The organism is Psychrobacter sp. APC 3279, assembly GCF_030407795.1.
Classification (GTDB): Bacteria; Pseudomonadota; Gammaproteobacteria; order Pseudomonadales; family Moraxellaceae; genus Psychrobacter.
In genome coordinates this window covers 60029-73906 of sequence record NZ_JASDCR010000015.1, presented here as the reverse complement: position 1 = coordinate 73906, position 13878 = coordinate 60029, and the positions used below count along the sequence as shown (strand labels likewise).

Here is a 13878-nt window from a genome sequence, read left to right as displayed (position 1 = left end):
AAGGCGATAAGTAACAAACAGTAATGTTATAATGGGCTTTTGCTATCTTACTTAGTCTTCAACTGATAATGACAAGCAAAACTGCTAAGTAAAAGTCATCCAGTAATTCTTAATTTCAGTTCTATTCTAAAAAATGAGTCGTCCCATGAGCCAATCTCAGCCTGCTATCAAACATGACACCCTATTTGATAAACCGTTTACTACGCCACTGGATAAGGCCGCACGCTTTTCATTTGATGAGCAAGTGGTGGCTTGTTTCCCTGATATGATTCGTCGCAGTGTACCTGGTTATGGGCAGGTACTGGCTATGCTACCCATATTCGCCCGTCGTCATTGCAAGTATCGCCAGCAGAGCGATAGTGGTCAGCGTGTTAGTCGTGTTTATGACTTGGGCTGTTCATTGGGCGCAGCCAGTATGACGCTAGCGGGTGAATTCGACCCGCAAGACTTACAGATTAAAGCAATTGATATCTCACCAGCGATGACGACCGAGGCGACCACGCTACTGAGTGAGAATTATCCTGAGCATGACATCGAAGTAATCACTGCAGATATCCGCGATATTGAGCTTGAACCGTGCGATATGGTGATTTTGAACTTGACGCTACAGTTTTTGCCAGCTGCTGATAGGGTCGCAGTATTAGAGAAGATTTATGCGGCATTGAGCGAAGGCGGCATATTGGTACTGACTGAAAAAACTCATGCCTTTGACGAGCAGTATGATGCGTGGTTGGTTGAGCGTTATTATGACTTTAAACGTGCGAATGGCTATACCGAAATGGAGATTAGCGGCAAGCGTAATGCATTAGAAAATGTCCTCATTACTGATACCTTAGATGAGCATCATGCACGGTTAGATCAAGTTGGGTTTGCGCGTCATCTGACATGGTTTCAGTTTTTGAACTTTGTTTCTATTGTGGCGTTTAAATAATTCTTACCTTTAACACAGTTATTTCTTAATCAATACGGTAACCTGCTTTTATGCTCAATGACACTATCATTAACGCCGAACGCGAACTATATCTAACCCTACTAGAGCTGGCACAGCAGCAGCCGAGCGCTTATGAATGGCTCAAACAATTACCAACGTGGCTAGGTGATATAAAAGACAAAGCGAACTATGCGCACGCGCCTGCCTACCAAGCGTCAGTTGCTCGTTTGCCAAACTTAGCTGTCAATAACGTCGATCTAAACAGCGATACATTGACGATTGAGGCAGATCTAAATGAGTCTCAGCGCAAGCAAACAATGGCACTATTAAAGCAGTTGATGCCATGGCGTAAAGGCCCATTTCAAATTGGCGGTCAAATCGGCGATGATGAGTCAGGTATTAAGATTGATACCGAGTGGCATAGTGATTGGAAATGGAAACGTGTTGCGCCGCATTTGAGTAGATTGGATGGTCGCCGCGTATTGGATGTGGGCGGTGGCTCTGGTTATCACGGCTGGCGCATGGCAGGGGCGGGCGCAGATACGGTTATTATTATTGATCCGTCATGTTTGTTTTATCATCAGTTTATGGCGATTCGTCATTTCGTTGGTGCCGCAGATGCTCATACTCATGGTACAGGTAACTATCGGACACATTATATTCCTGTACCGCTTGAAGCGTTACCTGAGCACAGTCAGCTGTTTGATACCGTATTTAGCATGGGTGTGCTGTACCATCGCCAGTCACCGTTTGAGCATTTACAACAGCTTAAAGGACAGTTAGTCAAAGGTGGTGAGTTGGTACTTGAGACGTTGGTGATTGAAGGTGATGCCAATACTGTACTGGTGCCGCACGACCGCTACGCGCAGATGAATAACGTCTATTTCTTACCATCGGTGGCGGCATTAATTGGCTGGCTGGAGAAAGCAGGGTTTACAGACGTGCGCTGCGTCGATGTAGCAGTCACCTCGACTGAGGAACAACGACAAACCGAGTGGATGACCTATCATTCGTTAGCAGACTTCTTAGATCCTAATGACTCGACTAAGACCGTCGAAGGATATCCTGCCCCCATGCGTGCGACTTTGATTGCCAAAAAATAGCATTAATGGTGGTAGCTAACGTAAGGAAAGCATTATGAAGACATCAAAGACTTTGATTGTAGCTACCATCAGCTTGCTATCGCTACCTGCCATGGCAGGTTATGGAACTGTATCCGAAGGCTGGGGCTTTGTACAAGACGACTGGCAAGTGGTTTGTGATAATACGCGGACTTGTCGAGCGGCTGGATACGCAAGTGAAGCGCTAATAGATACGCCTGCTTCAATATTGCTCACAGCGTTGCCAAAAGTAGCTCTGCCAAAAGTGCAAATTCAGTTTATCTCAGAAGTGCCGCTAGATGAGCTGAAGCCTGTTGAGCTTTGGCTGAATAATAAAAACTATGGTCTGCTGCAGCCCAATAAAGAAGACAATCTACTATACGACTTATCAGCCAAGCAGACCCAAGCACTGCTTGATCATGCTCGTATCGCGACCAAGATAGCAATTAGAGCAGGCGACAACCACTGGCAGATTAGCGATAAAGGCATGTCGGCAGTATTGCTCAAGCTGGACGATGAGCAAGGTCGGGTAGGGACGCCGATAGCATTGGTCAGTAAGAATAATCCAAATCGTCAACGTCCTAAAGCAGCTTTGCCAAAACCAATTATTCAAAAAGCATTTGCATATTCAGCAAAAGACAACAAAACACTTGCTCCATCAAAGCTGGCGTATTTTCAGAAAAATATTGATAAGTGGATTGATATTAATGCCGAGCAGCTTATAGGGTCTAAGGACGTGATGGGCGACTGTGAGCTAATCAACCCAAAAACTGAAACATATCAGCGAATGTCAGAGTATGGTTCTACGATGCTTGATTGGGACTTTATACCGGTTGATGATAGTTATATGTTAGCCACGCATACTTGCTGGCTAGGCGCTTACAATTTTAGTAATGGCTATTGGCTCATTGATAATGCAAAACCTAGCAAGCCTATGCTTATCACAACAGCAGGGAATGATTATTTTGATGGTGAGATTTCCGCCACTCACAAAGACCGAGGCATTGGTGACTGCTGGAATCGTACTGCATGGATATGGAATGGTAAAACATTTGCTAAGAGCGAAGAGTCTAGTACAGGAATGTGCCGAGGCTTTGCTGGTGGAGCGTGGGACCTACCAACGTATGTGAGTCAGGTTATAAGAAACGATGCTAAGGCTCAGTAGCTTTTTCGATTTAAAAAGGCATTGATCTAAGGGGCTTTGATTCAAAAGCCTTGATTTAAATGACTGACACCTTATAAAGCGCAGCAGTCATAAGCCATATATTACGTTTTTAGTTTTGCTACTTATGTCCTAACCTATATCAAAGGATAGTGATAAAAATGACTAATTAGATTAACCATTTTTTGAAAGCAACTTCCATGACTATCTTTAGAATAAAACCAACAGAACCTGCGCCTAGAGCTAAGAATATCCAAAAAGTACCAGCGCGCCCAGCATCAGACGTTTTAGAGATATCCCACATAATAAAAAACAAGAAAGCGATGAATATCGGCAACAAGACGTACAGTCCCCAACTGGTGACAGTACTGGCGGCAATAGCAAACATGGCGTAATCCTATAATAGAGTAGTAACGTGCCTTCTATATTTTAGAAGAGCCGTACAAACCATTATTATAACGTGGAAGCAGTCAGGTATAAACGACTGCCCAGTATTGAGCAACAGTAACGCTACAATTCACGTTATGAGTTATTTATCAGTTTTGCATCATTGATATTAGTCAGCCCAAATCCTGATAACGGTAAGATTTTAGTGCTAATTTTGGCGCAAATGGTGCAATAAAGTGCAAAGATTGTTATATTTACAGGTTACTTACCTTTTACATTATTCTATCCCTGCAATATCGGTCGCTATTATAATAAGCAGTTATCGATTGCTCGCATTCGCACCGTTTTTGTTGTTTATTTAATTGAGTTCAAATTCCTATGTCACAAGCCCAAATTGATACGCTTGCATCCCTATTTAATGATGCAATTCAAACCCTACAAGCAGATGGTACGCTACCAAGCGATTGGCAAAACAACAGTCAAATTACCCGTACGAAAGATTTAAGTCACGGTGATTTTGCCAGTAATATCGCGCTAACGGCAGCGAAAGCGGCGAAAGCCAATCCGCGTCAACTTGCTGAAAAAATCGTCAGCGCATTGCCTGACAATCAAGATATTCGCCAAGTAGAAATCGCAGGACCAGGGTTTATCAACGTATTTTTAAACTCGGAAGCTAAGTTTTCTGTATTGGACGATATCTTTACATTGCAAGATCGCTTTGGCTTGAGTAATCAGTTTGACGGTCAAAAAGTCCAGGTTGAATTCGTCTCTGCCAATCCAACGTCAAGTCTGCACGTTGGTCACGGTCGCGGTGCTGCATTTGGCATGAGCGTTGCTAACTTGCTAGAAGCCATCGGCTATGACGTCACGCGTGAATATTATGTCAATGACGCTGGTCGTCAAATGGACATCTTAGCCACCAGTACATATTTGCGCTATCTACAGCTAAATGGTGAAGAGATAACTTTCCCAGTCAACGCCTATCAAGGTGATTATGTCAGTGATATCGCCCAAACACTAAAAACACAGCATGGCGATAGCTACGTACATAGCTTTGCAGACGTTGCCAAGGATGTGCCAGAAGACGCTCAGTTTGAGATTAATGCTGATGGCGAAAAAACCGTCATCTCAGGTGATAAAGAAGCGCATATTGATGGTTTGATTGCCAATAGTAAATCATTGCTAGGTGACAGCTATGCGTTATTTTTAAACGCGGCCTTGAGCAGCATTTTGGCGGATATCAAAGACGATTTGAATGACTTTGGTGTGAGCTACGAGTGCTGGTTCAGCGAAAGATCTATCGATAGCGAGATTGAGCCTGTCCTACAGATACTAGATGACAAAGGCTACTTGTACGAAAAAGACGGCAACATCTGGTTTAAATCGACTGATTTCGGCGATGAGAAAGACCGTGTGGTACGCCGTGCCAATGGTCAATCGACATATTTTGCCTCTGACATCGCTTATCATAAAAACAAGTTTGATCGCGGCTTTGATAAAGTCATTAACGTTTGGGGCGCAGACCACCATGGTTATGTCCCACGTGTAAAAGCCGCTCTATTGGCTCTTGGTATCGATGCTGAACGTCTGGATGTGGTGCTTGTACAGTTTGTCGCGTTATGGCGTGGTAGTGAAAAAGTACAAATGTCTTCACGCTCAGGTCAGTTTGTGACCCTGCGTGAGCTACGTGCAGAAGTGGGTAACGATGCTGCACGATTCTACTATGTAGCGCGTAAGCCTGAAGTGCATGTTGATTTTGACTTAGAACTTGCCAAATCACAAAGCAAAGACAATCAAGTGTATTATATTCAGTATGCTCATGCGCGCGTTTGCCGCGTGTTAGAAAAACTGGCAACTTACGATTTGACCGTAGATGATGCCATCGGTTTGGCACATCAAGACTTGCTAAGCGCACCAAACGAAGACGAGCTGATTAAATTGTTAGCAGGCTATCCAGCGACGTTACTTCGTGCAGCGACTGGTTACGAGCCGCACGTCTTGACCAACTACCTAAAAGAGCTAGCGGCATTGTTCCATGGTTGGTATGACACTAATCGTATCTTGCCTATGAGCTTGACTTCAGGTGAAACGCCAAGTCAGGATGAGCTAGACTTAATGCAAGCACGTTTGCGTCTGTCAAAAGCCGTTAGACAGGTATTGGCAAATGGGCTTAGTCTGCTAGGCTTGTCTGCACCGTCTAGCATGTAGTACTTTTCTAATATGTGACATGAGTATAGACAGCTGATAGCATTAATTCGATGATGATAGTTAAATCCAGTAGGGAGAACGAGATCCATGCTAGCCAAAAAACCTAAAGGCGCGACAGAAAAGCGCAAATCAAGTAGCGTATCAGGCTTATTGTGGATGTTTGTTGGGGCCGTATTGACCCTTATGATCGGGGTGTTTATCTACCTCTCACCATTATTTAATTTCAGCCCCGCTGATGGTAGTGCTGAGAATGATTCTGATCGCCAAGTACAGCCACGTGTGGATACTGATACCGACAATGGGGATTATGAGTTCTACGATATTTTACCAAATCAAGAGATGGCAACCATCCCTGATGAAGATATCGCTGACATTGATAATGATCAAATAGATGATATCGGTGCGTTTGAACCAGACGTCGTCGTGACTCAACCAGAGAGCGATGCAGGCAGTACAGAAAGTACGGGCAGCTTCGGTGGTTCGGAAAATGCGCCTGTCGAACCTGCTGGTGCTAATAATGCTGGGTCGAGTGAGGATATCGTTGTCGTTGAAGAAGATGCAACCTATGATGGTACGCCGCCTGCTACTAGCAACGCTACAACCCGTAACAACAATACAGCAGCAGGTACGGCAAGCATCCAAGCTGCTAAACCTGCGGCGACCTACATCTTGCAAATCAATAGCTTTAGTGATGCAGATGAAGCGGATCGTCGCCGTGCGCAAGTACTGATGGCAGGTGTCGATGCTCGTGTGGTCAAAAACACGACGGGTAATGGCTTGCCAATTTATCAAGTCATCTCACGTCCTTTGAATAACCGTCAAGCAGTTACGACAGCACAGCAGCGCCTACAGAACAATGGTATAGACTCTATTATCGTTGAACAGCGTCGCTAGGTTCAGTCGTTTATAGTTATTGTATTTATAAAACAAGCGTCGTAATGGCGCTTTTTTTATCTCTTTATTTTATTAAAAGCTTTCTAGCTGTTTTATCCTATTAAATATCCATTAAGAGTATGGTTATGACCGTATCTAACTCAGTAACACCGCAAGCAAGCATTATTAAAGCGTTCTTTCAAAAGTACTTTATCGATGCTTTTACTGGTATGGCTCTCGGGCTATTTGTCACGTTGATCGCAGGTCTGATTATCTCGCAAATCGGTGGTTGGTTAGATTTGTCAGCATTGGTCGCGGTCGGGAAACTTGCCTCGATATTAATGGGTGCTGGTATCGGGGTAGGTATCGCTTACTATCTCAAAGCACCAACGCTAGTGATGCTTAGCTGCCTTGTGGCAGGTATGCTTGGTGCTCATTCCGAAGCACTAATGGCAGGCACGCTTTTTACGCCGCAAGTGGGTGGGCCTGCAACTTTTGTAGCACTGCCGGGCAATCCAATTGGCGCTTATCTGACTTCTGTGTTTGCTTATCGTGCTGGCACTTGGGTCGCTGGTAAGACGAAGCTTGATATTTTATTGGTGCCATTGGTTGTATGCGGTATTGCTCTCTTAGTTTGCGCTCTGCTTAATCCGCCTATCGTAGCAGGGGTCGCAGCTATCGGTCAGGGTATTCATGCCGCTACTGAATTACAGCCACTGCTAATGGGTATCGTCATCGCTGTAGTGGTTGGTATTTTATTGACGCTACCAACGTCGAGTGCAGCCATTTGTATTGCTATTGGGCTTGGTGGCTTGGCGGGCGGGGCAGCAGTGGTTGGCTGTGCCGCGCATATGATTGGTTTTGCTGTTGCAAGTTTTAAAGACAATGGCTTTAGTGGTGTCATCTCTCAGGGCTTGGGCACCAGTATGCTGCAAATTCCTAACGTGCTCAAAAAACCTATCGTTCTACTGCCTGCTGTCATTGCTAGCGCTATCGTTGGGCCTATCGCAACCGTTGGTTTTGGATTAGCTTGTACGGCGACAGGTGCGGGTATGGGTACCGCTGGTTTGGTCGGTGTGTTTGGGGTGATTGAGGCGTCACAAGAAATCATGAGCACGGGACAGCTGTGGACAGCGATTATTCTCCTGATGTTTGTATTGCCTGCAGTGATTGCAGGGTTAGTGGCTTACATCATGCGCCGTATGGGCTGGTTAGTCGCTGGTGATATGAAGCTGCCTTAATTCTCGGAATGTTGAACTAAAATATCATCAACAATCTTAAAACTTAGTCTTATCCTCAATCAATAATGGCAACTCTCAAGAAGCCCAGCTACGACTATAGCTGGGCTTTTTATATATAAACCCATCAATTTCTTGTGATATAGGGAATGTTGATAACCTACTATTTAACGGTCTTTAGCTTCTTATGACGACGTGGTTTTAGTTTGCGGGACAGTTGATGGAAGTCGTTCAGTACTTGACTGTAATGTGATGGGAATACCCGCTGAATGGCATCAATCATTTTGGCATCGTTACCAATTAAGCAACGCTGCTGATTGGTCGCAGCGGCATGTAAAATAATCCAAGCTGCTTCGCTGGCATCGAATTTTAAGAATTTGTTAAAACTTCTAATGGCTTTGGGTCCAGTACTCATGCCAATATCATGGATGCTCTCATTACCGCGCGCACTGTTGGCGATATTGGTTTTGATGCCGCCCGGATGGATACAAGTCGCAGATACCCCGCAGTTCTGGATATTTAGCTCTTGGCGTAAGCTCTCTGTGAAGCCGCGTACGGCAAATTTGCTAGAGTTGTAGGCTGACTGTGATGGCTGAGCGGTCAAACCAAATAGACTTGAGATATTAATAATATGTCCATGCTCGCCAAACTGGCTCTGTTTAACGCTGTTTTTGATTAACGGTAAAAACGCCTTAGTGCCGTAAACCACGCCCCAAAAGTTAATGTTCATTACCCATTCAAGCTCACTAATACTACTGCCTTCGACAGTAGAGTAGAGCGCAACACCTGCATTGTTAAAGATAAAATTTACTTTGCCATGATCGCTCATGACGCTATCAGCCCATGCTTCCACGGCTTTATTGTCTGACACATCGAGTACGGTCATAGTGACGTTGACATCATAATTAGCAAGTAACTGTTTGGTCGCTGCCAGCTGTTCAGGATTGATATCTGATAGTGCAACATGACAGCCCATTTTTGCTAAATGAATAGCCAGCTCACGTCCCATACCAGAGCCTGCGCCTGTAATGGCAGCGACATGGTTGCGATAGTAGGATGCAACGTCTGAGTCATCCAATGAAGTATGGTTAGAAGAAAACGGTAGATGTTGGCGCAATGAAGTCGCCATAGCAGTCACATGGTTGAGCATAATAAACAATCCTTTGTCTTATTAATCATATGGGTTGTACGGGATATATCTTGCGGTATATAGAAATAAAGTATAAAGGTCAAAACAGTCTATCTACATTAGCATGGTTTGCACTGACGTTTACTCGCGATTGATAAACGCTGCTGTCATTTCAGGACAGAAGTAATGAAAGTCGCCAATTTTCAGTATGCAAGTTATATAGTATCAAGTTATCTAACGGGCAAGCTATCTAATAGATAAACTGGTTAAATAATAGACATAAAAAAAGCGCCTGAACTAATTTAGCCAGACGCTTTTTTAGTAGTCCGTTAATGATAACGGACTATTTAAATCAACTATAAATTAAGCAATTTTAGGTACTTTACCTTCATTGATAACGTCCGCATCAACCATAACGGTCTTGGCATTTTCCATAGAGGGCAGCTCGTACATGGTCTCAAGCAGCGCATTTTCTACGATAGAACGTAGACCACGTGCACCAGTTTTACGCTCCATAGCTTTTTTGGCAATGGCATCAAGTGCTTCTTGCGTGAAGCTAATCTCAGCACCTTCCATATCGAACAAATACTTGTACTGTTTTACCAGTGCGTTCTTAGGTTCGGTGAGGATTTGGACTAAGGCTTCTTCATCAAGCTCTTTTAGCGCTGCAAGCACAGGCAGACGACCGATCAGCTCAGGAATTAAACCAAACTTGATCAAATCTTCTGGCTCAACTTCTTGTAGCAAGTCTGAGCTACGACGGCTGTCGTCTTTTGAGCTAACATCCGCGTTAAAGCCGATACCGCCTTTTTCGGTACGTTGCTGAATGACTTTATCAAGTCCTGCAAACGCGCCGCCCACGATGATCAGAATGTTACTGGTATCGACTTGGATCAGCTCTTGCTGAGGGTGCTTACGACCACCGTGCGGTGGAATCGCAGCAACTGTACCCTCGATCAGCTTGAGTAGCGCTTGCTGCACGCCTTCGCCCGACACGTCACGCGTGATCGATGGGTTGTCGCCTTTTTTACTGATTTTGTCGATTTCATCAATATAGATGATCCCTTGCTCAGCTTTGGCCACATCATAATCAGACGCTTGTAATAGCTTTTGTACGATGTTCTCGACGTCTTCACCCACATAACCTGCTTCGGTTAAGGTGGTAGCATCGGCCATTGCAAACGGCACATCAAGCAGACGAGCCAAGGTTTGCGCTAGCAATGTCTTACCAGAACCAGTCGGACCAATGAGCAAGATATTGCTTTTTGCCAATTCTACCATCGCATCATCAGCGCCGATTTTGGCTTTTTTGCTGTCATTGGCGAGTGTTTGGCTAACTTTTAGACGTTTGTAATGATTGTAGACAGCGACAGACAGTGCTTTTTTGGCAGCATCCTGACCGATGACATATTCGTCAAGCTTGGCACGTAGTTCTTTTGGGGTAGGGAGTTTTTTATTGACCCAAGAAGTGTCTACTTCGCTATCATCATCACCGTGCTCTGCGCTGTCTGCGATTAAGTCAGTACATAGCTCGATACATTCATTGCAGATATTGGCATCGTCAGCAGCAATCAATTGCTGTACATCGCTTTTGGCTTTACCGCAAAACGAACACTGCGGGGTATTATCTTCTGCCATAAAAGGCGCTCCTAAAATTTAAAACTGGTTAGTTTATTTGTAGTATGTCGATTATCGTATCAATTCAATGTCATACCTTCCAATAGATCAGGTATGACATTGATAACGGTTTACTGTACGGCAAATAAACTATAAAAGGTCTTATGATTGCACTCTCAATGAAGAGGCATCACGTTAATGCTTAGATTACAAAGATTCAGGACGACGCTCTAATACTTCGTCAACCAAACCATACTCTTTGGCTTCTTGTGCATCTAACCAATAATCACGCTCAACGTCTTTTTCGATTTTTTCTACTGGCTGACCAGTGCGCTCAGCTAAGATACTATTTAGACGTGCACGAGTTTTAAGAATTTCACGAGCGTTAATTTCGATATCAGTTGCTTGACCCTGCGCGCCGCCTGAAGGCTGGTGAATCATGACACGAGCATTAGCAAGTGAGTAGCGCTTGCCTTTTTGACCAGCGGCCAATAGGAATGAACCCATGCTGTAAGCACCGCCCATACAGATAGTAGATACTTCAGGTTTGATGAAGTTCATAGTATCAAAAATAGCCAAGCCAGCGCTTACTGAGCCGCCTGGTGAGTTGATATACAAATGGATATCTTTGTCAGGGTTTTCAGCTTCTAAGAATAGTAACTGGGCGACGATAAGGTTAGCCATGTTGTCTTCGACCTGACCGGTCAAAAAGATAACGCGCTCACGTAATAGGCGTGAAAAAATATCAAACGAGCGTTCACCGCGTGAGGACTGTTCAACCACCATAGGTACTAAAGCCGCTTGTGTGGTCTGTACTTCTTTGTGCGCACTCATCAGCATATCAAAATGCGGGTTGGCAGTGATGCGATCATAATCTGTCATAGAAAAGTCCTATCGATAAATGTATAAAATAAAAATGGATTGAATGATTTTATTGTCTAGTAGTTTTTGACTAATGGGTTGTTTATAAGGGGGCTGCGCTCACTATTCAAGCCTATAAAACGGGTTTGTGCATAAAATAGGTGAAAAAGTGACCCTCCGATATGTCTAGGACTCATTGCTTATATTAAAACTTATACTAAAAATACGTCTAGAAGTAGATAAATACTATCTTATCTATTATCAAGTCGTACAGATATTGATAGTACCTGTATCGACAGTGTCTATATCGATACAAATAGCGTAAATCATGTCCGACCTGACTTTTTAACATAGAATACCTGATTAATAGCCCTACAATCCACTTATCTTACTGACTAAGCCTGCAAATAGTTATGCGTTTAGTATTTTTGCTTATCTAATGTCCTCAGAGGGTATTGCGCTAACAATAACGCTAAAAAATGCACTGTTATGGTCAAAATGTACTGTTTTGGTGCAAGTATCTGCTGATTTTATAAATGACTGAGGCTCAAAAAACGTTTAGAAAATAGTTGGGGGTATAGTGTTATTTTTATCATTTAAGTTAAATAGAAAAAAGCACAGACAAATCAAAGTTTTGAGTCGGTAAGGTTTCTTATTTGATTACCTGCTATCAAGAGTTGGCACAATGCTTGTATCAATAAAAACATTGACGCTTTTATTTATCATGGTGCGCTAGGCACGATAAATGGTGTAGGCTGTATCCCTTCGCTGTTATTCTGACATTGCTGTCGCGAATGAACTGTAATTAACGATTGGCAATAGAGTTCTTAACACATAGCAAATGATAGCTGTCATACAAAATACTGAAACATATTTAATTGGTAAATGAGTATATAAAATGAGTTGGGCCTCTTCTTTAGCATTAAGCTTTGACACTGTTAGCAGGACAAGTACGGCCAAAGAAGGTACGGCTGATAACTCAAAAACGCGGCTTTATCATCGTAAGCATACAGGTGCCTTGATGGTACAGCGTGCTCTGTATCCTGAACCAAGCGTACAGCAGGGTATTTGTCACATACTGATGTTGTACCCGCCAGCTGGTATCGCAGGCGGTGATACGCTGACCATAGACCTAAATTTGGATAGTGGTAGCCACGCTGTTATCACCACACCAGGGGCAGGCAAATGGTATGGCAAAGACAGTGTCAGTCAAAAATATAAATCTTCGCTAGGCAGCGACGATGCTCACCAAAGTATGGGTCAAAATGAAATAGCTGCCTATGCAAGCCAACACGTACAAGCCAACCTCGCAGCAGATACCCGTCTAGAGTGGCTGCCGCAAGAGAGTATCATTTATAACGAAGCCAATATGCATGCAGTGAGCCGTTTCGATTTGACGGATTCATCTAGCTTACTGACATGGGAGATTAGTGTCTTTGGACGGCAAGCTTACGACGAGCAGTTTTTGCAAGGGCATTATCATACTGGATTGAATATCTATCGAGATAGTAAGGTTATTGTTGCTGAGCGGGTGGCACAGACAGCACAAAGTCGCTGGTTTACCTCAAATTTAGGATTAGCGAACCAGCATATTTATGGATCGTTTTGGGCAGTACCAAGCTTAAGCGATGTCCATGACAATCTTGCACTCTCCGCATCACAAACCACGCAATCGACCGAAACGGCCCAAGCAACTATCAAGCAATCATTAACCCGCTATCTAGACAATACCGTAGCAGCATTGCGCCAAGTCATTATTCAAGCACAATTGCCTGTTTACTGCACGCATAATTGCCAAGCGATCAATATCCGCTACATCGGCTCAGATGTACGCGGCTGTTTTGAGGCGTTTTATCAGCTAAGAGAAGTCTTGCGAGACCACTGGTGGCAACTTAAGCCCTGTCGTCCACGTATTTGGGACACCTAATACTGCCACTTTTAATAATGAGATTAAGATGATATTGCGACTATTTTTAATCGATATCAAATGCTTTGAAACCCCCTAATCTGCTATAAATATAATGATAAGTACAATAAGGAATTGTCATGCACCTGACCCCAACAGAAAAAGACAAACTCATGCTATTTACCGCTGGTATGGTAGCAGAGCGCCGCAAAAATCGAGGTGTTAAGCTTAACTATCCCGAAGCCATCGCTTATATCAGTATGTTGCTGATGGAAGGCGCACGAGATGGTAAAAGAGTTGCCGAGCTGATGAGTGAAGGTGCTACGTATTTGTCTGCTGATGATGTCATGGAAGGTGTCGCAGAGATGGTAGATGAAGTACAAATCGAGGCGACTTTTCCTGATGGCACCAAACTGGTCACGGTACATAATCCCATCGTGTAACGCTGTATACCATTGTTATAGCA

Annotated in this window: 12 protein-coding genes; 8 read left to right on the top strand and 4 right to left on the bottom strand. The window is 43.8% G+C overall.

Annotated features, from left to right (window positions below; genetic code table 11):
• Window positions 1-133: 133 nt before the first annotated feature.
• Genes cmoA through QL898_RS09510 form a run of 3 tightly spaced genes read left to right on the top strand, consistent with a single transcriptional unit; the run spans window position 134 to window position 3196 of the window.
• Entirely contained in the window at window positions 134-931 is a 798-nt protein-coding gene (cmoA, locus tag QL898_RS09520; protein WP_201569589.1) for a carboxy-S-adenosyl-L-methionine synthase CmoA, read from the top strand.
• Window positions 932-981: 50 nt separating this feature from the next.
• The gene (cmoB, locus tag QL898_RS09515; protein ID WP_201549255.1) at window positions 982-2034 is read left to right on the top strand and encodes a tRNA 5-methoxyuridine(34)/uridine 5-oxyacetic acid(34) synthase CmoB; all 1053 of its coding nucleotides are present in this window, start codon (window positions 982-984) and stop codon (window positions 2032-2034) included.
• A 34-nt stretch (window positions 2035-2068) separates the two neighbouring features.
• Window positions 2069-3196, top strand: coding sequence for a DUF1176 domain-containing protein (locus tag QL898_RS09510; protein WP_290176622.1), 1128 nt, complete (start codon window positions 2069-2071; stop codon window positions 3194-3196).
• Window positions 3197-3362: 166 nt separating this feature from the next.
• Here the strand turns inward: QL898_RS09510 and QL898_RS09505 are convergent, their stop codons facing one another.
• The gene (locus tag QL898_RS09505) at window positions 3363-3581 is read right to left on the bottom strand and encodes a DUF2788 domain-containing protein (RefSeq protein WP_071002875.1); all 219 of its coding nucleotides are present in this window, start codon (window positions 3579-3581) and stop codon (window positions 3363-3365) included.
• 377 nt (window positions 3582-3958) lie between these two features.
• Between QL898_RS09505 and argS the strand changes: the two genes are divergently transcribed.
• The 3 genes from argS (at window position 3959) to QL898_RS09490 (ending at window position 7902) form a co-directional block, all read left to right on the top strand.
• Window positions 3959-5788: an arginine--tRNA ligase gene (gene argS / locus QL898_RS09500; RefSeq protein ID WP_165597600.1), complete on the top strand. Its 1830-nt coding sequence runs from the start codon at window positions 3959-3961 to the stop codon at window positions 5786-5788.
• 87 nt (window positions 5789-5875) lie between these two features.
• The gene (locus QL898_RS09495) at window positions 5876-6682 is read left to right on the top strand and encodes an SPOR domain-containing protein (protein ID WP_290176621.1); all 807 of its coding nucleotides are present in this window, start codon (window positions 5876-5878) and stop codon (window positions 6680-6682) included.
• Window positions 6683-6807: 125 nt separating this feature from the next.
• A complete protein-coding gene (locus tag QL898_RS09490; RefSeq protein ID WP_227679398.1) occupies window positions 6808-7902 on the top strand; it encodes a PTS sugar transporter subunit IIC in 1095 nt (364 codons plus the stop codon).
• A 160-nt stretch (window positions 7903-8062) separates the two neighbouring features.
• Here QL898_RS09490 and QL898_RS09485 read toward each other — a convergent pair whose 3' ends face one another.
• The 3 genes from QL898_RS09485 to clpP all read right to left on the bottom strand — a co-directional run bounded on the left by QL898_RS09485 (window position 8063) and on the right by clpP (window position 11479).
• Window positions 8063-9049, bottom strand: coding sequence for an SDR family NAD(P)-dependent oxidoreductase (locus QL898_RS09485; RefSeq protein WP_290176620.1), 987 nt, complete (start codon window positions 9047-9049; stop codon window positions 8063-8065).
• 342 nt (window positions 9050-9391) lie between these two features.
• Window positions 9392-10666: an ATP-dependent protease ATP-binding subunit ClpX gene (clpX, locus tag QL898_RS09480; RefSeq protein ID WP_290176619.1), complete on the bottom strand. Its 1275-nt coding sequence runs from the start codon at window positions 10664-10666 to the stop codon at window positions 9392-9394.
• A 186-nt stretch (window positions 10667-10852) separates the two neighbouring features.
• Window positions 10853-11479, bottom strand: coding sequence for an ATP-dependent Clp endopeptidase proteolytic subunit ClpP (gene clpP / locus QL898_RS09475; protein WP_197411852.1), 627 nt, complete (start codon window positions 11477-11479; stop codon window positions 10853-10855).
• Between the two features lie 925 nt (window positions 11480-12404).
• Between clpP and QL898_RS09470 the strand changes: the two genes are divergently transcribed.
• Together QL898_RS09470 and ureA are read left to right on the top strand one after the other, a co-directional pair.
• The gene (locus QL898_RS09470; protein ID WP_290176618.1) at window positions 12405-13433 is read left to right on the top strand and encodes an urease accessory protein UreD; all 1029 of its coding nucleotides are present in this window, start codon (window positions 12405-12407) and stop codon (window positions 13431-13433) included.
• A gap of 119 nt (window positions 13434-13552) precedes the next feature.
• On the top strand, window positions 13553-13855 hold the full coding sequence (ureA, locus tag QL898_RS09465; protein WP_057761815.1) for an urease subunit gamma: 303 nt from the start codon (window positions 13553-13555) through the stop codon (window positions 13853-13855).
• Window positions 13856-13878: the final 23 nt, after the last annotated feature.